This is a genomic window from Pseudomonas cucumis, assembly GCF_030687935.1.
GTDB classification, from domain to species: Bacteria; Pseudomonadota; Gammaproteobacteria; order Pseudomonadales; family Pseudomonadaceae; genus Aquipseudomonas; species Aquipseudomonas cucumis.
The window spans coordinates 1061293-1083921 of the sequence record NZ_CP117454.1 but is presented as its reverse complement, the minus strand read 5'-3'; the positions used below and the strand labels follow the sequence as shown (position 1 = coordinate 1083921).

The 22629-nt window shown below is 59.1% G+C and carries 19 protein-coding genes; 12 read left to right on the top strand and 7 right to left on the bottom strand.

Annotated features, from left to right (window positions below; translation table 11 throughout):
* Positions 1 to 353: 353 nt before the first annotated feature.
* From PSH97_RS04680 to PSH97_RS04655, 6 genes are all read right to left on the bottom strand, one after another.
* The gene (locus PSH97_RS04680; protein ID WP_305448293.1) at positions 354 to 863 is read right to left on the bottom strand and encodes a disulfide bond formation protein B; all 510 of its coding nucleotides are present in this window, start codon (positions 861 to 863) and stop codon (positions 354 to 356) included.
* Positions 864 to 1247: 384 nt separating this feature from the next.
* Complete coding sequence (gene moaE, locus PSH97_RS04675; RefSeq protein ID WP_305448292.1) at positions 1248 to 1700, bottom strand: molybdopterin synthase catalytic subunit MoaE; 453 nt, start codon at positions 1698 to 1700, stop codon at positions 1248 to 1250.
* Positions 1701 to 1703: 3 nt separating this feature from the next.
* Positions 1704 to 1946, bottom strand: coding sequence for a molybdopterin converting factor subunit 1 (gene moaD / locus PSH97_RS04670; RefSeq protein ID WP_305448291.1), 243 nt, complete (start codon positions 1944 to 1946; stop codon positions 1704 to 1706).
* Positions 1943 to 2416, bottom strand: coding sequence for a cyclic pyranopterin monophosphate synthase MoaC (moaC, locus tag PSH97_RS04665; RefSeq protein ID WP_305448290.1), 474 nt, complete (start codon positions 2414 to 2416; stop codon positions 1943 to 1945). Before moaC ends, moaD begins: the two co-directional genes overlap by 4 nt.
* Positions 2417 to 2647: 231 nt before the next feature.
* Positions 2648 to 4042 carry a PhoH family protein gene (locus tag PSH97_RS04660; protein ID WP_305448289.1) on the bottom strand — a complete coding sequence of 465 codons (1395 nt, stop codon included), beginning with the start codon at positions 4040 to 4042 and terminating at the stop codon, positions 2648 to 2650.
* Positions 4043 to 4378: 336 nt separating this feature from the next.
* A complete protein-coding gene (locus PSH97_RS04655) occupies positions 4379 to 5503 on the bottom strand; it encodes a polysaccharide deacetylase family protein (RefSeq protein WP_305448288.1) in 1125 nt (374 codons plus the stop codon).
* A gap of 261 nt (positions 5504 to 5764) precedes the next feature.
* On the opposite strand from PSH97_RS04655, the gene yaaA reads away from it, so the two are divergent.
* Positions 5765 to 6544 (top strand): peroxide stress protein YaaA, encoded by a 780-nt coding sequence (gene yaaA / locus PSH97_RS04650; RefSeq protein ID WP_123501039.1) that lies wholly within the window; start codon positions 5765 to 5767, stop codon positions 6542 to 6544.
* A gap of 16 nt (positions 6545 to 6560) precedes the next feature.
* On the opposite strand, the gene PSH97_RS04645 is transcribed toward yaaA, so the two are convergent.
* Complete coding sequence (locus tag PSH97_RS04645) at positions 6561 to 6716, bottom strand: hypothetical protein (protein ID WP_305448287.1); 156 nt, start codon at positions 6714 to 6716, stop codon at positions 6561 to 6563.
* A 644-nt stretch (positions 6717 to 7360) separates the two neighbouring features.
* Between PSH97_RS04645 and PSH97_RS04640 the strand changes: the two genes are divergently transcribed.
* The 11 genes from PSH97_RS04640 (at position 7361) to PSH97_RS04590 (ending at position 22457) form a co-directional block, all read left to right on the top strand.
* Entirely contained in the window at positions 7361 to 8677 is a 1317-nt protein-coding gene (locus PSH97_RS04640) for a nucleotide sugar dehydrogenase (protein ID WP_305448286.1), read from the top strand.
* Between the two features lie 210 nt (positions 8678 to 8887).
* Positions 8888 to 10369 (top strand): mannuronan synthase, encoded by a 1482-nt coding sequence (gene alg8 / locus PSH97_RS04635; protein ID WP_405046551.1) that lies wholly within the window; start codon positions 8888 to 8890, stop codon positions 10367 to 10369.
* A 35-nt stretch (positions 10370 to 10404) separates the two neighbouring features.
* Positions 10405 to 11574, top strand: a complete 1170-nt coding sequence (locus PSH97_RS04630; protein ID WP_305448285.1) for an alginate biosynthesis protein Alg44 — start codon at positions 10405 to 10407, stop codon at positions 11572 to 11574.
* Positions 11575 to 11706: 132 nt separating this feature from the next.
* On the top strand, positions 11707 to 13110 hold the full coding sequence (algK, locus tag PSH97_RS04625) for an alginate biosynthesis TPR repeat lipoprotein AlgK (protein WP_407682183.1): 1404 nt from the start codon (positions 11707 to 11709) through the stop codon (positions 13108 to 13110).
* Positions 13107 to 14594 carry an alginate export family protein gene (locus PSH97_RS04620; protein WP_305448283.1) on the top strand — a complete coding sequence of 496 codons (1488 nt, stop codon included), beginning with the start codon at positions 13107 to 13109 and terminating at the stop codon, positions 14592 to 14594. Before algK ends, PSH97_RS04620 begins: the two co-directional genes overlap by 4 nt.
* 26 nt (positions 14595 to 14620) lie before the next feature.
* A complete protein-coding gene (gene algG / locus PSH97_RS04615; RefSeq protein WP_305448282.1) occupies positions 14621 to 16210 on the top strand; it encodes a mannuronan 5-epimerase AlgG in 1590 nt (529 codons plus the stop codon).
* A 10-nt stretch (positions 16211 to 16220) separates the two neighbouring features.
* On the top strand, positions 16221 to 17681 hold the full coding sequence (locus tag PSH97_RS04610; RefSeq protein ID WP_305448281.1) for an alginate O-acetyltransferase: 1461 nt from the start codon (positions 16221 to 16223) through the stop codon (positions 17679 to 17681).
* A gap of 11 nt (positions 17682 to 17692) precedes the next feature.
* On the top strand, positions 17693 to 18823 hold the full coding sequence (locus tag PSH97_RS04605; RefSeq protein WP_305448280.1) for a mannuronate-specific alginate lyase: 1131 nt from the start codon (positions 17693 to 17695) through the stop codon (positions 18821 to 18823).
* Positions 18824 to 19033: 210 nt separating this feature from the next.
* Positions 19034 to 20599, top strand: coding sequence for an MBOAT family O-acyltransferase (locus PSH97_RS04600; protein ID WP_305448279.1), 1566 nt, complete (start codon positions 19034 to 19036; stop codon positions 20597 to 20599).
* A gap of 11 nt (positions 20600 to 20610) precedes the next feature.
* Positions 20611 to 21786, top strand: a complete 1176-nt coding sequence (locus PSH97_RS04595; RefSeq protein ID WP_305448278.1) for an alginate O-acetyltransferase — start codon at positions 20611 to 20613, stop codon at positions 21784 to 21786.
* Positions 21787 to 21803: 17 nt separating this feature from the next.
* Positions 21804 to 22457, top strand: coding sequence for an alginate O-acetyltransferase AlgF (locus PSH97_RS04590; protein ID WP_305448277.1), 654 nt, complete (start codon positions 21804 to 21806; stop codon positions 22455 to 22457).
* Positions 22458 to 22629: the final 172 nt, after the last annotated feature.

Sequence of the window (22629 nt, the reverse complement as noted above, 5' to 3'; positions counted from 1 at the left end):
GCGAAGTTCAGACAGCTTCCAAGGCTCTGCGCTCGCCTTCGACCCTGCTCTACCCCCTATGCGACAAGGGCTTTGGCAATTTCCCCGGCCCTGTTAAAACTGCCTGTTTCGACTGACGAGTATTGAAACCGGCAGCGCCTGGAAGAGCCGGTTTTTGGTGCGAAGCGATTCCCTGAACCCGCGATTTGAAATGCCTTGCGACACTCAAGCTGTGACAACATGTCGCATACGTGTCGCACCCTTCCTTGTCGAGCATCAAGGTCTTTTTACTTGGTCTGCGAATATGCAAAACGCCCCGGCCTCTCAACGAGAACCGGGGCGTTTTTTTGCCTGCAACGGTACGGCGAACAGCCTCAGCGCAGCGCTTTGCGGTTACGCGAAGTGAGCAACGGCACCAGCACCGCAATCAGCACGAACGCCAGCAGCGCCCACTGTGCCAGGGACAAGCCGAGGATCGGCGGGTACGGCGTAGAGCAGAAGCCATCGACCTGGAAGCCCAGCGGGAAGATCTTCGCCAGTGGCAGGCCGTCGACGATGGGTTGCAGCACATCGATGCCGCAACTGACCGCAGGATAAAACTGGGTATAGACGTGATGCCCAGCCACCCCGACGCCCGCAATGGCGCAGATCACCACCAGCGCTTCGAACAGCGTGATGCTGCGGCGGGTGCGCGTCGCCGCGCCGATAAAGGCGAACAGCGCAATCAGCAACAACGCGTAGCGTTGCAGGATGCACAGCGGGCACGGTGCCTCGCCCAGAGCCACTTGCATGTACAGCGCGCCACCGATCAGCGCTAGGCAAATAATGCCCAGCAACACCAGATAGCGCCGTTCACGTCCCAACCGCATCGTTTCCTCGCTCATCGCGTTTCCCTTTTGTGTCTGTGGATCAGCTCGCTGACGGCTGCGCTTGCAGCTGCGGCATCAGGCTGATGTTGTCTTTGATACGCCAACTGGCGGCAATGCGACCTTGTCGATCTGATATCGATTGCCCGGAAGTCTACACGCTGACCCGATCTTTGAGAGCCTTGAACGCCCCCTGATCCCGGCCTTCGGGCGGCAATGCCGTTCACGAGAGTCTTGAGTCAGTGAACGCCTGTGGCGAGGGAGCGCTCAGATTTTGGGGCCGCTGCGCAGCCCAGCGCGAGCAAGCTCGGCCGCCACAAGGAAGAAACGATAAACCGGTTAAGAACGGATTAACTTTCAAGTGTTTTTCAAGCATCGAGCCCGTAAGGAAGGATCGATTGCTTACTGCTTCCAGCGATCTGCCGCCACATGATCGCTGTCACGCCCTTCCACCCAGCGCGGCCCATCACGGGTGTTTTCTTTCTTCCAGAACGGCGCGCGGGTTTTCAGGTAGTCCATGACAAAGGCACAGGCATCGAACGCCGCCTGACGGTGGGCGCTGGCGGCGCCGACGAAAACGATCGGCTCGCCCGGCTCCAGGGCGCCGATGCGGTGCAACACTTCCAGCTTCAACAGCGGCCAGCGCTGCTCGGCCTCCGCGGCAATCTTGCCCAGGGCTTTTTCGGTCATGCCCGGGTAGTGCTCCAGAAACATTCCGGCGACGTCGAGGCCGTCATTGAAGTCGCGCACGTAGCCGACAAAACTCACCACCGCACCGACGCCCACATTGGCCGCGTGCATGGCGTTGACTTCAGCGCCCGGGTCGAACGGCGTGGACTGCACACGAATCGCCATGGTTCAGCCCCCGGTCACGGTCGGAAAAAACGCCACTTCATCGCCATCGTTCACCGGTTCGTCGAGCTGGCAGAGATCTTCGTTGCGGGCGCACATCAGGTTCTGCTCGCTCAGCACTTCGGCGCCGTCACGTTGGGCCAGCAGCGCGCGCACATCGTCGATCGTGGCGAAATCACCTTCGACCTTCACCGACTCCACGCCGAGCGCTTCACGGTAACGGGCGAAAAACTTCACAGTCACGTTCATGGCTGATCCGCCTGGAAATGGCCGCTCTTGCCGCCGAGTTTCTCCAGCAGCCGCACGCTCTCGATGGTCATGCCGCGATCCACGGCCTTGCACATGTCATAGATGGTCAGCGCCGCGACGCTGGCGGCAGTCAGTGCTTCCATTTCGACGCCGGTCTGCCCGGACAACTTGCAGCGCGCCACGACGCGCACGGTGTCGACACCTTCAGCACTGAGTTCGACCTTGACGCCAGTGAGCATCAACGGGTGGCACAGAGGAATCAGATCGCTGGTTTTCTTCGCCGCCTGGATGCCGGCAATTCGCGCCACGGCGAACACGTCACCCTTGGGATGGCCGCCACTGACGATCATCTGCAGGGTTTCGGGCAGCATGCGCACCAGCGCTTGGGCCGTCGCTTCACGGAACGTCACGGCTTTTTCAGTGACGTCGACCATATGGGCGCGACCTTGGGAATCGAGATGAGTCAGCACAGGGTTACTCCTGATCAGGAACATCGATTGTAAACCTGTGGGTCAGATTTCCGCACGTTTGATTATGCGTTTACACCGAACCCTGTGGGAGCGTGGCTTGCCCGCGATGCAGGCGCTGCGGTTCAACAGGGACACCTCGGTGATGCCATCGCGGGCAAGCCCGCTCCCACAGGGTTATTCGTCGGGCATAAAAAAACCGGGCGGCTTTGGGCCGCCCGGTTCTGGTGAGGGTTACAGATGCGATTCGGCGTATTCGGCCAGAATCGAGCGTGGCACCCCTTGCAGGGTGATATGCACCCCGTTGGGGAAGTCCTTGAAGCGCTCGGTCAAGTACGTCAGCCCGGAGCTGGTCGCGGACAGGTAAGGGGTATCGATCTGCGCCAGGTTACCCAGGCACACCACTTTGGAACCGGCACCGGCACGGGTGATGATGGTTTTCATCTGGTGCGGCGTGAGGTTCTGGCATTCATCGATCAGGATCAGACTCTGCTGGAAGCTGCGGCCTCGAATGTAGTTGAGGGATTTGAACTGCAACGGCACTTTGCTGAGGATGTAGTCGACGCTGCCATGGGTGCTTTCATCGTCCATGTGCAGCGCTTCGAGGTTGTCGGTGATGGCGCCGAGCCAAGGCTCCATTTTTTCCGCTTCGGTGCCGGGCAGGAAGCCGATTTCCTGGTCCAGCCCCTGCACGCTGCGGGTGGCGATGATACGCCGGTAGCGTTTGCTGACCATGGTCTGCTCGATGGCCGCCGCCAGGGCCAGGATGGTTTTACCGGAACCGGCCGCGCCGGACAGGTTGACCAGGTGAATGTCTGGATCAAGCAAGGCGTACAGCGCCAGGCTTTGATAGATGTCACGCGGTTTCAGGCCCCAGGCTTCCTGGTGCAACAGAGGCTCCTGATGCAGATCGAGGATCAGCAACTTGTCGACCTGGATTTCCTTGATCCAGCCGACAAAGCCCTGTTCGTCGATGATGAACTCGTTGACGTGTACCGCGGGCAGGTTGTCGATCAGCTGCACCTGGTGCCAGGTGCGGCCGTGATCCTGCCGGGTTTCGACTTTGCTCACCCGATCCCAGAACGAACCGGTCATGTTGTGATAACCGTTGGGCAGCAACGAAACGTCGTCGACCAGTTGGTCGGTGCTGTAGTCCTCGGCCGCAATCCCGCAAGCCCGGGCCTTGAGGCGCATGTTGATATCTTTTGTGACCAGCACCACGGGCAGCTTTGCATCGCGCGCGCGCAGGTCGATCAACTGGTTGATGATGATGTTGTCGTTCAGATGCTCGGGCAGAATGATGTTTGGCTCAGCGCGCTTGCTCATCAGAATTGACAGCAAACCCTTGGGCCCACTCTTGCCGCGCTGGATCGGTACGCCGAGTTCGACGTCTTCGGGGCTGGCATCGCCCAAAGTCTTGTCGATCAGGCGAATCGCCTGGCGGCATTCCGCGGCAACGCTGTGATGCCCGCTCTTGAGCTTATCCAGCTCTTCAAGCACGGTCATCGGGATGGCGACGTGGTGTTCTTCGAAATTAAGCAGGGCGTTTGGATCGTGAATCAATACGTTGGTATCGAGTACATAAAGGATTGGCTGGTTGGAAGAAGAGCTACGTCCGTGATCATCCATACTCGGTCACCTTTGTGGGAGCCAGTCGACGCAGTACCATGACAGTGCTGCGCCTCGAAGTGGCCACCGAATTCACCTGCGAGGAGTCAAGTGAACTGCACACAAACTGGGTCTTGGGAGACGCCACCTGTGTTGCAGGTTTCGGCGGTCTGTCTTCGTAATACTCCAAAACATGTGACAGAAAAAAGCACTTTGACGTTTTTTTGAAGTTTATTTTTCAGAGTGACGAATAGCCCTTGGCGTGCAGGCAATGTGCCGTTAAAGTCGGAAGTCCGCCTGCACCGATTTCTCTCCAGAAATCGCCCTTCACCCAATGTTTACGGCCTTTTGCCGTTTTCAGCGAAACGCGTCCTGACAGTCTGCCCAACCGATCCCGCTTGGCGCCGTTTGCGTAATGAGCCAAGGCATCGCCGTTTTCAGCGCATCCTGCTTCACATTGAAATTGATCACCCCATGCCGCCACAGCAGCATCAGGGTTAACACCCGTTGCGCGCTCTGGCTGCCCTTGAGCTTGCCGGCACCGTCCTGGGCATCGATATCCCACAATGCCACCTGCAAGCCCTGAGACTTGAAGAAGCCCTCGCCATCGGATCGACGTTGACCATCGGGCGGGCGAAACAGCGGCACGTAATTCTCCGGCAGTTTGCCTTTGACCAGCTCGACGCTGCGTCGCACCGAGTCCTGCCAGTCCTGCCAGTGGCTGTGGGAGCGAAATTCCCAGCCTTGCACGCCAACGCATTGCTGCGAATAAGTCCCTTGCAGGCTCGCTACCGAGCGCTCGGCCAGACGGGCCTGAATGTCCTTGCCGAGGACGAAGAACGTAGCGCTCATGTTCGACTTGCGCAGGTACTCGGTGACCCAGGCGGTGTTATCTGGCGTGGCATTGGCGGCGCTGTCGAAGGTCAGCAGGAACAGCCGGTCATTCATGGCATCGCCATTGCGCTCATAGTCGCCAAAACGATCGACTTCGCTGCTCGTCTGCGGAAACAGCGCCGCCTTGCGCAACTGCTCATCCAGGTACTGGGCGTGGAACAACCGGCTCGGCTCGGCCCACTTGATGTAATAGCTGTCGTCGCTCACCTGAAACTTGGCCGCTTGCTCTCGCAAGGTGGCCATGTCCTCGACCAGAAAACAGAAGGAGGCATCCTGATCACAACTCTGCTGGGCGAAGTTGTAATTAGTCAGCAAACGCTGCCACATGCGCTGGCGCAGCTGGTTGACCGACTCCAGATTGAGGGTGCGCAGGCCCAGGCGTTGAGCCAGGCTCGCTTCATCCAGCGATTCGCTGGCCAGCAGAACGCGGGCAAACATAAGGATTTCGGCCCGCGATGCGACGTCAAACAGCGTCGGGCTGCTGAGCTGCTCAGGCCAGGTGCTGCGATCAAGCGTCGCCACATCGCCCGGCGCCGCCATGGCGCCAAAGCTCAAGAGCAAGGCCGAGAATAGAAAAACGATACGCAATGGGATGTCTCCATAACAAAACCCGCGCGGCACTATAGCTGATCGCCGGCCCCATGATCGTTCCCACGCTCTGCGTGGGAATGCAGCCCGGGACGCTCCGCGTCCCTGCCGAAGCGGACGCGGAGCGTCCATTGAGGCATTCCCACGCAGAGCGTGGGAATGATCAGGGTGTACCCACCACCGATCACCTATGGACTTGATAGCTGGAGTCAACACAGACAACCCCCTAGAATCGGCGCCACGATTAAAGGAGACGACTTCATGCTGATGGTGATTTCCCCCGCCAAGACCCTCGATTACGAAACACCGCCGGCGACCCAACGCTTCACTCAGCCGCAATACCTCGATCATTCCCAGGAGCTGATCCTGCAACTGCGCGATCTGACGCCGGCGCAGATCAGCGAGCTGATGCACGTCTCCGACAAAATCGGCGGCCTCAATGCCGCGCGTTTCGGCAGCTGGACCCCGGCCTTCACCCCGGCCAACGCCAAGCAGGCCTTGCTGGCATTCAAGGGCGATGTGTACACCGGCCTGAATGCACAAACCTTCAGCGAAGCCGACTTCGATTACGCCCAACAACACTTGCGCATGCTCTCCGGCCTGTACGGCCTGCTGCGCCCTCTGGACCTGATGCAGCCCTATCGGCTGGAGATGGGCACCAAACTGGCCAATGCCCGTGGCAAGGACTTGTACGCCTTCTGGGGGACGCGGATCAGCGAATGGCTGAACGAAGCCTTGGCCGATCAAGGCGATGACGTGCTGCTGAACCTGGCCTCCAACGAGTACTTCTCGGCGGTCAAACGCAGTGCCTTGAACGCGCGCATCATCAATACCGAGTTCAAGGATCTGAAGAACGGCCAGTACAAAATCATCAGTTTCTACGCGAAAAAGGCTCGCGGAATGATGAGTCGCTTCGTCATCGAAGAACGCATCAATGATCCGGTCGCCCTCAAGCAGTTCGACGTCCAGGGTTATCGCTACAGCGCCGAACAGTCTAAACCGGACAATCTGGTGTTTCTGCGCGATCACGCACCAGAGTAAATAGACCTGCACTTATTCAGCGCACGACATCAATAACTTCGTCGTGCGCCCCCTTGATCGTCGAACAATACCCCGCCTTTTCGCCGCCATATTGACGCCAAAAAACCAGCACTTCATTTTCTAACTTTTGTTTCACTCGACAGCTAGCAGTTTTTTCAGTAGTGGCACTCAAAATTTTTATCCGTAGTGGCAAAAAAGTACCCAAGGCAATAATCACCCCCTATATAAAGGGCCAAACGGCAAGTGCTATCAATATGAAAGCAGTGCCATCTTTTTCACTATTTCAAGAAATTTCAGAATTCGCGATGGGCGGACAGGAACTATGTCCAAATGCGCCGCTCATACCACCGGTAACGATTCTCTCCGTGATTGTGCGAGATAACTTACACAGACAAGAGATCCATGTAGCGAAGTTGTCACACATACTTGGGCTTACTGATCCCTTATTTGGGCAACACATGAAGGACAGGAGATAACGCACCATTAGTATCCCCTACAAGGCCACGGCTGCGCCCCTATAAACGTGCTCACCTGAGCACCCAACCGCTTGATTTACGGGCTTTCGGGCCTGGCATTGAGCGCGCAAGACCTTTGCACGGAGTCCTCTTAAAAGAGGATCGGCTGCATAACAGGGCACGTCATAACAATAAGGCCTGGTTGCGCACATCTTGAGTGCACTTATTTAGACACTCGGAACTTAGTATGCCTGCACACGGCATTGTGGCGCCTTTAAGTCGCACTTTCGAGTGCACTATGACCGCTGAACACCATTAACTCCGGCCATGTAATGGCTTGATAAATACAGAGGTAATTGCGATGCGCATCAGCATATTTGGTTTGGGTTACGTCGGCGCAGTATGTGCCGGTTGCCTGTCTGCACGGGGCCATGACGTCGTTGGCGTCGATGTTGCCAAAGACAAAATCGATATGATCAACGCTGGCAAATCGCCGATCGTTGAACCGGGTCTGGGCGAACTTCTGAAGAAGGGTATCGAAACGGGCAAATTGCGCGGCACGACCAACTTCGCAGAGGCGATTCGCGACACCGACCTGTCGATGATCTGCGTCGGTACGCCGAGCAAGAAGAACGGCGATCTGGAACTGAACTACATCGAAGCCGTGTGCCGCGAGATCGGTTTCGTCCTGCGTGACAAGACCACCCGCCACACCATCGTGGTTCGCAGCACCGTCCTGCCGGGCACTGTCGCAAACGTTGTCATCCCGATCCTCGAAGACTGCTCCGGCAAGAAAGCCGGTGTCGATTTCGGCGTTGCAGTGAACCCTGAGTTCCTGCGTGAAAGCACCGCGATCGCCGATTACGACCTGCCGCCAATGACCGTTATCGGCGAGTTCGACAAGGCCTCGGGCGACGTTCTGCAGTCGCTGTACGAAGAGCTCGACGCGCCGATCATCCGCAAGGACATCGCCGTTGCCGAGATGATCAAGTACACCTGCAACGTGTGGCACGCCACCAAGGTGACCTTCGCCAACGAGATCGGCAACATCGCCAAAGCCGTCGGTGTCGACGGTCGTGAAGTGATGGAAGTGGTCTGCCAGGACAAGACTCTGAACCTGTCCCAGTACTACATGCGCCCAGGCTTTGCTTTCGGCGGCTCTTGCCTGCCAAAAGACGTCCGCGCCCTGACCTACCGCGCCGGTTCCCTGGACGTGGAAGCACCGCTGCTCAACTCGCTGATGCGCAGTAACGAGTCCCAGGTGCAGAACGCGTTCGACATCGTCTCCAGCCACGACAAACGCAAAGTCGCCCTGCTGGGTCTGAGCTTCAAGGCCGGTACCGACGACCTGCGCGAAAGCCCACTGGTTGATCTGGCGGAAATGCTGATCGGCAAGGGTTACGACCTGAGCATCTACGACAGCAACGTCGAGTACGCCCGTGTCCACGGTGCGAACAAGGATTACATCGAGTCGAAGATCCCTCACGTCTCGTCCTTGCTCAATTCCGACTTCGACGATGTGATCGCAAACTCCGACGTGATCATCCTCGGCAACCGTGACGAGAAATTCCGCGCTCTGGCGCTGGAAGCTCCACACGGCAAGCAAGTGGTCGACCTGGTTGGCTTCATGTCCAAAGCCACCAGCGTAAGTGGCCGGACTGAAGGCATCTGCTGGTAACACACCTGTAGGAGCTGTCGAGTGAAACGAGGCTGCGATCTTTCCCGAGGCACTTGAGTCCTGAGTGAACCCAAAAAGATCGCAGCCTGCGGCAGCTCCTACCGGGATTTCTGGCGTCATCCAGAGCGGGTGTCGCCAGTTTTCACAGGCCTGCCTTAACCCCATCGGGCCACCCCACAGGCTCGCCCGAGATCGAGACGGATGCAGATTATGCACAGGCTAAAGCACGGCCTACTTCAGGCCGCCGGTTGGCTGTTTTACCTAAGTTTACTGATGGGCATCGCCATGGCGCTGCCTGCGTCCACGTTCGACTCCGAGTCGAAGGACTTCATCTTCCTGATCGGTATCGTCGGTATCTGGCGCTACTCGATGGGTGCCACGCACTTTCTGCGCGGCATGCTGTTTCTGTACGTGGTCTACCCGCACCTGCGGCGCAAAGTGCGCAAGCTGGGCAAAGCGGCAGACCCGTCCCATGTATTTCTGATGGTCACGAGCTTTCGTATCGACGCGCTGACCACCGCTCAGGTCTACAGCTCGGTAATCCGCGAGGCCATCGACTGCGAACTGCCGACCACCGTGGTCTGCTCCATCGTGGAAATGTCCGATGAGCTGCTGGTCAAGAGCCTCTGGAAACGCATGAACCCACCGCCACGGGTCAAGCTCGACTTCGTGCGCATTCCCGGCACCGGCAAACGCGATGGCCTGGCCTACGGTTTCCGCGCCATCTCACGCCACCTGCCGGACGACCGCGCCGTGGTTGCCGTGATCGATGGCGACACCGTATTGGCCGAAGGCGTTGTGCTCAAGACCGTGCCGTGGTTCCAGCTGTTCGGCAATGTCGGCGGCCTGACCACCAACGAGTTCTGTGAAGTGCGCGGCGGCTACATCATGAGCGAATGGCACAAACTGCGATTCGCCCAGCGCCACATCAACATGTGCTCCATGGCCCTGTCCAAGCGCGTGTTGACCATGACCGGCCGGATGTCGGTATTCCGCGCCACCGTGGTCACCAACCCGGACTTCATCGCCGATGTGGAAAGCGACTCGCTGCAACACTGGCGCCTGGGCCGCTTCAAGTTCCTCACCGGTGACGACAAGTCGAGCTGGTTCAGCCTGATGCGCCTGGGCTATGACACTTTCTACGTGCCGGATGCCGCGATCCATACCGTGGAGCACCCGCCCGAGAAGAGCTTCATCAAGGCCAGCCGCAAACTGATGTTCCGCTGGTACGGCAACAACCTGCGGCAGAACTCTCGCGCCCTGGGTTTGGGGATGAAACGTCTCGGCCTGTTCACTTCGGTGGTGCTGTTCGATCAGCGTGTATCGATGTGGACATCCTTGCTGGGCCTGACCGTGGCAATCCTCGCCACCTTCAAGTATGGCAGCGCGTTCATCCTGGTTTACCTGCTGTGGATCGGCATCACCCGCCTGATCCTGACCGTGCTGCTGTCCTGCTCCGGTCACCGGATCGGCCCGGCTTACCCGGCGATTCTCTATTACAACCAGATCGTCGGCGCGCTGGTGAAAATCTACGTGTTCTTCCGCCTCGATCAACAGTCCTGGACTCGCCAGCCAACTTCTCTGACCCGTGATCTCGCCAGCTTTCAACGTTGGTTCAACACTTGGTCGTCTCGGACCATGACCTTCTCCGCCGGCAGCATTTTTGTCGCCGTGCTGCTGATGATGGTCTGACCGAACTCGCCTGAATTAACTAGGAAATCGCCCATATGAATACCGCCGTCAACTCCAACGTAGTGCACGAATCCGAAGCCCAGCGCCAACACGCTCGCGTGAAAATCCCGGCCAAGCTGCGTTTCTTCGGTCCAGACCGGACTCCGGTTGAAGCCCGGGTCATCGACCTTTCCGCTGGCGGCCTGGCGTTCAACGCCGGTCAGCTGCCGTTGAAGGTCGGCGATGTGCACAAGGCCCGCCTGCAATTCGTCATCGATAACCTCGGCCTTGCCATGGACGTGGAATTGCAAATCCGCTCCGTCGATCGCCAGACCGGTCGTATCGGTTGCCAGTTCCAGAACCTGGAACCCCGTGACATTTCCACCCTGCGCCACCTGATCACTTCGCACTTGGCCGGCGACATCGTCAGTGTCGGTGAAATGCTGGCGACCCTGCAGCGCGACAACTTCACCAAGGCGCGCAAGGTCAAGGATGGCGGTCACGGCATGACCCCGCTCGGCCGTCTGAAAGCGGTGACCTTCAGCGCCGGTATTTTCGTGATCGGCCTGGTGGCGTTCGGTTTCATCTTCAAATCGGTGTATGGCATGTACTTCGTCAGCCACGCCCAGGCCGGTCTGGTCAGCGTGCAGGGCATGAACATCACCATGCCGCGCGACGGCACCGTGCAGAGCCTGATCAAGGCTGACGGCGTTGCCGCCAAAGGCGCCCCACTGGCGACTTTCAGCACCAGCATGCTCGACGTGCTCAAGGGCCATCTGGACGAAGGTCAACTGCAACCGTCCAAGGTTGAAGAACTGTTCGGCAAGCAAATGACCGGCACCCTGACGTCGCCGTGCGATTGCACCGTGGCTCAGCAATTGGTGGCTAACGGTCAGTACGCCAGCAAAGGCGACGTGATCTTCCAACTGGTGCCGCGCAATACCGAAGCCAACGTTGAAGCACGCTTCTCTTATCGCCAGTTCAGCGATGTGCGTCCAGGCACCACGGTCAGCTTCCAGATCGCCGGTGAAGACCAAACCCGTACCGGCAAGATTGTCAGCAGCACCAGCCTGAAAAGCGCCGACCTGTCGTCCGATATCCGCGTGCAGATCAAACCTGACGAGCCACTGGACAGCGCCTTCGCCGGTCGCCCGGTGGAAGTGAACAGCACTCGTGGCCCGAACCTGAACTGGCTGATCAACAAAGCCATGGCCGCCGGTCTTTAAACAGAGGACATGCCCGTGACGATCATCAGTCTCCTGAAAACACCGCGAATCCTGTGGGAGCGGGCTTGCCCGCGATTGGATCAACGCGGTCTTTCTGAAGCACCGAGTTGCCTGAATCGCGGGCAAGTCGGAATGCCGCACCACCGCTCCCACAGTGGTTATGTGCTGTGCTCGCTGGCCTTGGCCATCAGCCTGGCCGGTTGCGCCGGCCTGCCCGACCAGCGTCTGGCCAATGAAGCCCTCAAGCGTGGCGACACCACGCTGGCGGCGCAGAACTACCAGCAACTGGCAGACCTGGGTTACAGCGAAGCTCAGGTCGGCCTGGCCGATCTGCAGGTCGACAGCCGTGACCCGGCGCAAATCAAAAAGGCCGAGGCGACTTACCGCGCCGCGGCCAGCGTCTCGCCGCGGGCTCAGGCTCGCCTGGGTCGCCTGCTGGTGGCCAAACCCGGCGCCACCGAAGCCGAACACCACGAAGCCGAAGCGCTGTTGAAGAAAGCCTCGGCCAATGGCGAAGGCAACACCCTGATCCCGCTGGCGATGCTGTACCTGCAATACCCGCACAGTTTCCCGAACGTCAACGCACAGCAGCAGATCAGCCAATGGCGCACCGAAGGCAAACCGGAAGCCGGTCTGGCGCAAGTACTGCTCTATCGCACCCAGGGCACTTACGACCAGCATCTGGATGATGTGGAAAAGATCTGCAAAGCGGCGTTGAACACCACCGACATCTGCTACGTCGAACTGGCCACGGTCTATCAGAAACACGGCCAGCCAGAACAACAGGCCGAACTGATCAAGCAGATGCAGGCCGCTCAAAGCCGTGGCGTCGTCTCTGCGCAACGGGTGGACAGCGTGGCCCGCGTGCTGGGTGATGCAAGCCTGGGCAAGACCGATGAGAAAACCGCTCAGTCGCTGCTCGAAGGCATCGCCCCTGGCTACCCGGCGTCCTGGGTCAGCCTGGCGCAACTGCTCTACGACTTCCCTGAACTGGGCGACGTCGACACCATGATGAAGTACCTGGACAACGGCCGCGCCGCCGACCAGCCGCGTGCCGAACTGCTGCTGGGCAAGCTCTACTTTGAAGGAAAAATGGTGCCGGCCGACGCCAAGGTCGCCGAAGAGCACTTCAAGAAAGCCGTCGGCCGGGAAGTCGCCGCCGATTACTACCTCGGCCAGATTTACCGTCGTGGTTACCTGGGCAAGGTCTATCCGCAGAAAGCCCTGGATCACCTGCTGACCGCTGCGCGCAATGGCCAGAACAGCGCCGACTTCGCCATTGCCCAACTGTTCTCCCAAGGCAAGGGCACCCGGCCCGACCCGGTCAACGCTTATGTCTTCAGCCAATTGGCGAAGGCTCAGAACACCCCACAAGCCAATGAGCTTGCGCAAACCATCGAAGCGCAACTGCCGCCTGACCGGCTGGCCGAGGCCCAACGCCTGTTGAAACAAGAACAGGCCATTCGTAGTGCCGTGAGTCCGGACACGCTGGAACTGCACGCTCTGCAAGAAGAAGACGGCGAGGAATCCCTATGAAGCTCAATCCATTCGTGAAGGCCGGTATTGGCCTGACATTCGCCCTGCTGTGGTCGTGCCCGACCCTGGCGGCCCTGACCGAAGACAAGAACTTCGGCCTCGAAGTCAAAGTTACCGGCCAGTCCGAAGACGACCGAGACCTGGGCACTGCCAGTGGCGGCGACGTTTCCGGTGTCGGCCTGGACCTGCGTCCATGGGTATATGGCGAAAGCGGCGCGTGGAGCGCTTACGCCATGGGCCAGGCCGTGACGTCCACCGACATCATCGAAACGGACACCCTGCAACAGTCCGACAGCGACGGTACCCAGACCACCGACAACGGTGATCGCAAAACCAAGAAGAACTACCTGGCGATGCGCGAGTTCTGGGTCGGCTACAGCGGCCTCACGCCCTACCCTGGCGAGATCCTCAAGCTCGGTCGCCAACGCCTGCGCAACGACGACGGCCAATGGCGCGACACCAACATCGAAGCCCTGAACTGGACCTTCGACACCACCCTGTTGCGCGCCAACGCCGGTGTCGCCGAACGCTTCAGCGAATACCGCACCGACCTGAAAGAACTGGCGCCCAAGGACAAGGATCGCCTGCACGTTTTCGGCGACGTTGCCGGCCAATGGTCGCCGGGTAACTGGGTCGGCATTCGCGGTCATCACACCCACGATGACGGCAAGCTCGACTACCCGGAGCCGGGCGTGGCCGGCGATTCGCTGGATAAAAAACAGAACGGTGACATCAGCTGGCTCGGCCTCACCGCCGACAGCGACGCCTACAACTGGCGCAACACCAACACCGTCAACTACTGGGGCAGCATCACCGGCATGAGCGGCGACACCGACACGGTCAACCCGCTGAACGCCGATGGCACGCGTCCGACCGAAGCCAAACGCGGTGAAGACCTCAATGGCTGGGCCACCGATATCGGCCTGCGTTTACGCCTTGATCCGCAGTGGCAAGTCGGTGCGGCGTATGCCCGTGCCAGCGCCGAGTACGAACAGACCGGCCTGGAAAGCAATCGCTCGAACTACACCGGCACACGCTCGCGGGTTCACCGTTTCGGCGAAGCCTTCCGTGGCGAAATGAACAACATGCAGACCGCTACCTTGTTCGGCTCGTGGATGCTGAACGACGAATACGACGCCAGCCTGATCTACCACAAGTTCTGGCGCGTCGACGGCAACAAGCCGGTGGGCAGCAATGGCATCAACGCCGTCGAAAACAACACCGACGACGTGACCGGCGCGATCCTCTCCAGCACCTCCCTGCCGCTGGAAGATGGCAACAAAGACCTCGGTCAGGAAATGGACCTGGTGGTCACCAAGTACTTCAAGCAAGGCCTGCTGCCTGCGTCGTTGAGTCAGTCGATCGATGAGCCTTCGGCACTGGTACGGTTCCGTGGCGGTGTGTTCAAGCCAGGCGATGCGTATGGCAAAGGAGTCGACTCGTACATGCACCGCGCGTTTGTCGACGTGGTCTGGCGCTTCTGATGCAAACCGCGAAGGGAGTGCCCGACATGAACAGCGCCAAGAAAGGCTCGATCAGCCTGCTGGCCGGCGCGCTGCTGCTCGCCAGCGCAGCCGCCTTCGCCACCGTCGAACCGGCCAAGCCTGTGCAAGCGGGAAAACCGACGACCATGGCCAAGGGGCTGCAACAGGCCAAGACCTACACCGTCAGCAGCGCGCCAACCGCGCCGCTGGACCTGGCCGAGCCGAAACTGCCGGACACCTCTGGCTACACCGCCGAAGCCATCGCCGCGAAAATCGTGCGTACCAAACCCGGCAAGATCAGCGTGCGCCGGATGATGCAGGAAAACGCCCTGAAGGACTTCATCGGCGGCGACAACAAGATGGCCGAGTGGGTGGTGCGTCAGCATGGCATCCCGCAGGCGATCTTCGTCGACGACGGCTACATGAACCTCAAGGACCTGGCGAAGAAGCTGCCCAAGCAGTACTTCAGCGAAACCTCGCCGGGAGTGTTCCTGGCGAAGTTGCCGATCGTGGTGGGTAACAAGGGCATTCTGGAAATCGACAAGCAGACCCAGGAATTGCGCCTGTCCCAAGAGGCCGGTTCGTTCCTGGTCAACGACGGCCAGCTGTTCGTGCGTGATACCAAAATCACTGGCTGGAGCGAGAAGGCAAACGGCCCGGCGGCCTTCAAGTCGCCCAAGGAGTTCCGTCCGTTCCTGCTGTCCTGGGGTGGCACCGAGACCTACATTGCCAACAGCAAGATTGCCAGTTTCGGTTACGCCAACAGTAAGTCCTACGGGGTGAGTATTTCCCAATACACGCCGAACATGGCCAAGGTGCTCAAGCGCCCTGAACCGACCGGCTGGATCGTCGGCTCCGAGTTCGCGGACATGTGGTACGGCTTCTACTGCTACGAAACCCGCGACTTCGTGGTCAAGGGCAACACCTACAAAGACAACATCGTCTACGGCATCGACCCCCATGACCGTTCCCACGGTCTGATCATCGCCGACAACACGGTGTTCGGAACCAAGAAGAAGCACGGGATCATTATTTCCCGTGAGGTCAACGACAGCTTCATCTTCAACAACCGCAGCTACGACAACAAGTTGTCGGGCCTGGTGATCGACCGTAACAGTGTGAACAACCTGATCGCCTACAACGAGATCTACAAGAACCACACCGACGGCATCACTCTCTACGAGAGTGCCGACAACCTGTTGTGGGGCAACAAGGTGATCAGCAACCGACGCCACGGCATCCGTATCCGTAACAGCGTGAACATTCGCCTGTACGAAAACGTTTCGATGGCCAACGGCCTGACCGGTGTCTACGGGCACATCAAAGACCTGAGCGACACCGACCGGGACATCAAGCTCGACCCGTTCGACGCCCAGGTGTCGCTGATCGTGGTAGGCGGTGAACTGGCCGCCAATGGCAGCGGACCGCTGTCCATCGACTCGCCGCTGAGCGTGGAGTTGTATCGCGTGTCGATGCTCGCACCGACCAAATCCATCGGCATCAGCTTCTCGGGGATTCTCGGCGAGCGCCAGGATGAAATTCTCGACCTGCTGGTGCGCCAGCAGAAAGCCGTGCTGATCGACCCTGTCGAACGCCAGACCGAAATGCGGGACTGAGGATAATTTTATGCACCCACACTTGATCAAATTACTCAGCCTGTCGGCCCTGACCGCGGGCATTCTCGCGGCCAGCGGCGGTGTTCGCGCCGATGACGCCGCCAGCGTAAGCGCACCAAAATTCAAGGCCGATGATTGCTGCAATCTCTGCCCGGCAGCCAACGACCCGAAGAATTACACCACCCGCTATCAGCAAAACTTCACCACGCTGGTGCAGGCCCAGGGCGACTGGTTGTTCCGTACGCAAGAAGACTTGCGCACCGAGTTCGACACTACGCCCGCTGGCTACAAACGCATGAAACAACTGCACGATGCGTTCAAGAGCAAAGGCGTGGAACTGGTCATCGTTTACCAGCCGACCCGTGGCCTGGTGAACCGCAACAAGCTGAACCCGGCAGAGAAGGCGAGCTACGACTTCGACAAGGCGCTGAAGAATTACAAAACCATGCTCGGGCGTTTCGCGCAGATGGGTTACGTGGTGCCGGACCTGTCGCCGCTGACCAACGAATCGCTGCCCGACACCCTGCCGGCTCACGATTTCTACTTCCGCGGCGACCAACACTGGACGCCGTACGGCGCCCAGCGCACAGCGAAAATTGTCGCCGAGAAGGTCAAGCAATTGCCGGCCTTTGCCGACGTTCCCAAGCGTGAATTCGAGACCCATAAGTCGGGTCGCATGGGCAAGACCGGAACGTTACACAACATGGCTGGTCAACTCTGTGGCACCAGCTACGCGATCCAGTACATGGATCAGTTCACCACCGAGCCAAAGGGCGAAGCGGGCGATGGCGATCTGTTCAGTGATTCCGGTAATCCGGAAATCACCCTGGTCGGCACCAGCCACAGTGGCAAGAACTACAACTTCGCCGGTTTCCTCCAAGAGGCCATCGGCGCCGACATTCTCAACGTGGCGTTCCCCGGTGGTGGCTTCGAAGGTTCGATGCTGCAGTACCTGGGCAGCGAAGAGTTCCAGACCAAACCACCGAAAATTCTCATCTGGGAATTCTCGCCGCTTTATCGCCTCGATCAGGAAACCATCTACCGCCAGATGATGGCCCTGCTGGACAACGGTTGCGAAGGCAAAGATGCACAGATGAGTGCCAGTGCCACGCTGAAACCGGGCAAAAACGAATTGATGGTCAACAGCAAGAACCTGGACCTGCGCAACAGCAGTCACCAGGTCGATATCCGCTTCGCCGACACCTCGGTGAAAACCTTGCAAGCCACCCTCTGGTACATGAATGGGCGCCACGAGGACATCAAGATCGAGAAACCGGAAACCTCCGATACCGACGGGCGTTTCGCCTTCGAGTTGCGCACGGACGAAGACTGGGCCTCGCAGAATCTGCTGGCCGTCGAAGTCCAGGGACCTGAAACACCAGGTGCCACGCCTCAGAAAGTCGAAGCGAAAATCTGCAAACGCAACGTGTTCTCCGGCGCCGAGCAGCGTACCGCTCAAGCCGGGCAATGAGGCTACCTCTTATGAACTGCATGCAAACCCGAACGCTGAAAAAGTTACTCGCGCCCTCCCTGCTGACGCTGGCGATGTTCGCAGGCGCCACCCAGGCTGCCGCGCCACTTCGCCCGCCCCAGGGTTACTTCACACCCATTGAAAAAGTCAAAACCGGCGACAAGAGTGAAGGCTGCGACGCGATGCCGACGCCCTACACCGGTGCCCTGCAATTTCGCAGCAAATACGAAGGCTCCGACAAGGCCCGTTCGACCCTGAACGAGGCATCGGAAAAAGCTTTCCGCGACACCACCGCCGACATCACCAAGATCGAGCGCAGCACCAGCAAGCAGGTGATGAAGTTCATGCGTGACGGTCGTCCGGAACAACTGGAATGCACCCTCAACTGGTTGACTGCCTGGGCCAAGGCTGACGCGTTGATGTCCAAGGACTTCAACCACACCGGCAAGTCCATGCGCAAATGGGCCTTGGGCAGCATGGCTTCGTCCTATGTCCGCCTGAAGTTCTCTGACTCGCATCCGCTGGCTACCCACCAGGAAGAAGCGCAAGTGATTGAAGCCTGGTTCAGCAGAATGGCCGATCAGGTAGTCAGCGATTGGGACAACCTGCCGCTCGAGCAAACCAACAACCACTCGTACTGGGCAGCCTGGTCGGTGATGGCCACATCGGTCGCCACCAACCGCCGCGATCTGTTCGATTGGGCCGTCAAGGAATACAAGGTCGGCGTCAATCAGGTCGACGCCCAAGGCTTCCTGCCCAACGAGCTCAAGCGCCAGCAACGCGCCCTCGCCTATCACAACTATGCCCTGCCGCCACTGGCGATGATCGCCAGTTTCGCTCAGGTCAACGGTGTGGATTTGCGCCAGGAAAACAACGGCGCCTTGAAACGTCTGGGTGATCGCGTGCTTGCAGGCGTGGAAGACCCGGATGAATTCGAGGAGAAGAACGGGAAAGAACAGGACATGACCGACCTCAAGGTCGATTCGAAATTCGCCTGGCTCGAACCGTTCTGCTCGCTCTACACCTGCACGCCGGATGTGCTGGCGCAGAAACACAAAATGCAGCCGTTCAAGACCTTCCGCCTCGGCGGGGATTTGACCAAGGTCTATGACCCGGCCAGCGAGAAAGGCAAAGGTTCCTAGGAACAATACAAAACCCTGTGGGAGCGGGCTTGCCCGCGATTGCAATCTGACATTCAGCATTGATGTCGACTGACCCACCGCTATCGCGGGCAAGCCCGCTCCCACAGGGTCGGTGTCGAGTTTGAGTTTTGTGAGTTAGCCCTCCAGTTTTCGGTGGGGGGTTTGGGGGGGCTTTGGCCCTTGACTGTTGGTTAACATGGAGAGATCGGGATGGTATTTTCATCCAACGTGTTCCTGTTTCTGTTCTTGCCGATCTTTCTCGGCATGTACTACCTGAGCGGAATACGCTATCGCAACTTGCTGCTGCTGATCGCCAGCTACGTGTTCTACGCCTGGTGGCGTGTGGACTTCCTTGCGCTGTTCGCAGCCGTCACGCTGTGGAACTACTGGATCGGCCTGAAAGTCGGCGCGGCAGGCGTTCGGACCAAACCGGCCCAGCGCTGGCTGCTCCTGGGCGTCGGGGTGGATCTGTGCATCCTCGGCTACTTCAAGTACGCCAACTTCGGCGTGGACAGCATCAACGCGATGATGACCTCAGTCGGTCTTTCGCCGTTCATCCTGACCCATGTGCTGTTGCCGATCGGGATCTCGTTCTACATCTTCGAGTCCATCAGCTACATCATCGACGTCTACCGTGGTGATACCCCGGCGACCCGCAACCTGATCGACTTTGCCGCATTCGTGGCGATCTTCCCGCACTTGATCGCGGGCCCCGTGTTGCGTTTCCGTGACCTGGCCGACCAGTTCAACAACCGCACCCACACCCTCGACAAGTTCTCCGAAGGTGCCACGCGGTTCATGCAGGGTTTCATCAAGAAGGTCTTCATCGCCGACACCCTGGCGGTGGTGGCTGACCATTGCTTCGCCTTGCAGAACCCGACCACGGGTGACGCCTGGCTGGGCGCCCTCGCCTACACCGCGCAGTTGTATTTCGACTTCTCCGGTTACAGCGACATGGCCATCGGCCTGGGCTTGATGATGGGTTTCCGCTTCATGGAAAACTTCAAACAGCCGTACATCAGCCAGTCGATCACCGAGTTCTGGCGTCGCTGGCACATCAGCCTGTCGACCTGGTTGCGTGACTATCTGTACATCACCCTCGGCGGTAACCGTAAAGGCACGCTGATGACTTATCGCAACCTGTTCCTGACCATGCTGCTCGGTGGTCTGTGGCACGGTGCGAACATCACTTACATCATCTGGGGTGCCTGGCACGGCATGTGGCTGGCGATCGAAAAAGCCCTCGGCCTGAACACTTCGCCGCGCAGCATCAACCCGATCCGTTGGGCGCTGACCTTCCTGCTGGTGGTGATGGGTTGGGTGATCTTCCGCGCAGAAAACCTGCACGTCGCCGGTCGCATGTACGGCGCCATGTTCAGCTTCGGCGAATGGTCGTTGTCGGAACTCAACCAGGCCAGCCTCACCGGTCTGCAAGTGGCAACCCTGGTGGTGGCTTACGCAACCCTGGCGTTCTTCGGCATCCGTGATTTCTACAGCAACCTGCCGCCTGAGAAGACCAAGCCTGTTGTGAACGTCGAGGCCGATGGCCCTGCCGCCGCTACGCCTGGAATGATCAAAGCCGTACCGGGTGACAACCCGGGCAGCATCCACGAACCGGGTTACACCGTCGGCGTTGAAGCGACTGTGCAACCGGCCTACTGGACCGCTGACTGGTCCCGTTACGTGATGCGCACGCTAGTACTGCTGCTGTTCATCGCCTCGATTCTCAAACTCTCGGCGCAAAGCTTCTCGCCGTTCCTTTACTTCCAGTTCTGAGGGATCTGACTATGACCCGCTCATTACGCATCTTCTACATCGCCCTGTTCCTGGTGACCTTGCTGGTCCTGGGCGTGTGGTCGGTACGCAGCTTCTTCGGCTTCAGTACCAACGCCGATGCGACCGTGCTCAACGGTCGCTGGAGCAAAGCCGTCGAGACGCACTACGACGACGAGTTCCCGATCAAGCGCCTGGGCACCAACCTTTGGGCCGCGCTGGATTTCAAACTGTTCAACGAAGGCCGTCCGGGCGTGGTGCTCGGTCGCGATCAGTGGCTCTACAGCGATGAAGAGTTTCACCCGATCGTCAACGAAGAGTTGAACCTGCAAGGCAACTACGCGCTGGTCGAAGGCGTGCGCCAGACCTTGAAAAAACAAGGCGTGCAACTGGTGATGGCGATTGTCCCGGCCAAGACGCGTCTGTACCCGGAACATCTGGGTGAAGTGAAGCCGGCGAGTATCCACACCAATCTGTACAAGGATTTCCACGCTCGTGTGGCGGCCAACAAGATCCTCGCCCCTGACCTGCTCGGCCCGCTGCAAAAGGGCAAGCAGAACGGTCAGCAAGTGTTCCTGCGCACCGACACTCACTGGACCCCGGAAGGCGCGCAAATCGCTGCCGAGACTCTGGCCAAAACCATTGCCGACAAGGCTCCGCTCAGCGGCGAACCGCAAAACTTCGTCACCGAACCTGCGGAGAAGGTGACGCACAAGGGTGACCTGCGGTTGTTCCTGCCGCTGGACCCGCTGTTCGAAAACCTGATGCCGGCGCCAGAACCTTTGCAGAAGCGCAACACCGTGGCTGCCCAGGATCAGGCTGCCGGTGACGACGCCCTGTTCGCCAACACTGAAGTGCCGGTGGCCCTGATCGGCACCAGCTACAGCGCCAACCCGAACTGGAACTTCATCGGTGCGCTGAAAGAAGCGCTGCACAGCGACGTGGTCAGTTACGCCGAAGACGGCCATGGCCCGATTCTGCCGATGCTCAGCTACCTGAAAAGCGATGCCTTCAAGAACAGTCCGCCACAAGTGCTGATCTGGGAGTTCCCTGAACGATATCTGCCTGTGAACAACGAAATCGGTGACGCCGACCCGCAGTGGGTCGCAGAGCTTAAACAAGCCGGCGCACGCCAACAAAACGTAGCTGCAAACACTAAATCCGAGACGCCCGACCGGGCGCAAAACTGAAAGAGAGAGGTTCTACCATGACTTTCACTACTACTCCTCGCCGTCTCGCCAAGACCTTCGCACTCGTTGCTGGCATGAGCGTGTTGTCGATGTCCGCCTTCGCTGGCGACGCGGCCCTCTACGGCCCGACCGCACCAAAAGGCTCCAGTTTCGTGCGGGTCTTCAACGCCGGTAACGCTGAAGTCAGCGCCACCGTTGGCACCACTAACCTGAGCGAAGTCGCGCCGCTGTCCAGCACCGACTTCAGCTTCATGCCGGGCGGCGATTACAGCGCCAAGGTCGGCAGCCAGACCCTGCCGGTGAAATTGGCCGGCGACCACTATTACACCCTGGTCAACAACGCCAGCGGCGCGCCGCAACTGATCGAAGAGCCGCCGTTCAAGAACAAGCAGAAATCCCTGGTTCGCGTACAGAACCTCAGCGACAAGGCGCTGACCCTGAAAACCGCCGACGGCAAGACCGAAGTGGTCCCGTCCGTGGCGGCCAAGGGCCGTGGCGAGCGTGAAATCAACCCGGTGAAAGTCAGCCTGGCTCTGTACGACGGCGCCACCAAAGTCGGTGACGTGAAACCGGTTGCCCTGGAACGTGGTGAAGCCGCGGTGCTGTACGTCACCGGCAAAGGCAGCAGCCTGTCGCCAGTGTGGGTAAAACGCCCGGTTTCGACGCGCTAACACATTTGCCGGATTGACCCATATCCCTGTGGGAGCCGGGCTTGCCCGCGATGCAGACAACTCGGTGCAACAGATACTCCGAGGTGATGCCATCGCAGGCAAGCCAGCTCCCACAGAGGACCAAGGCGTCGATTCGGACACGGAACAAGAACAAGAGTGAAACGACAGAACG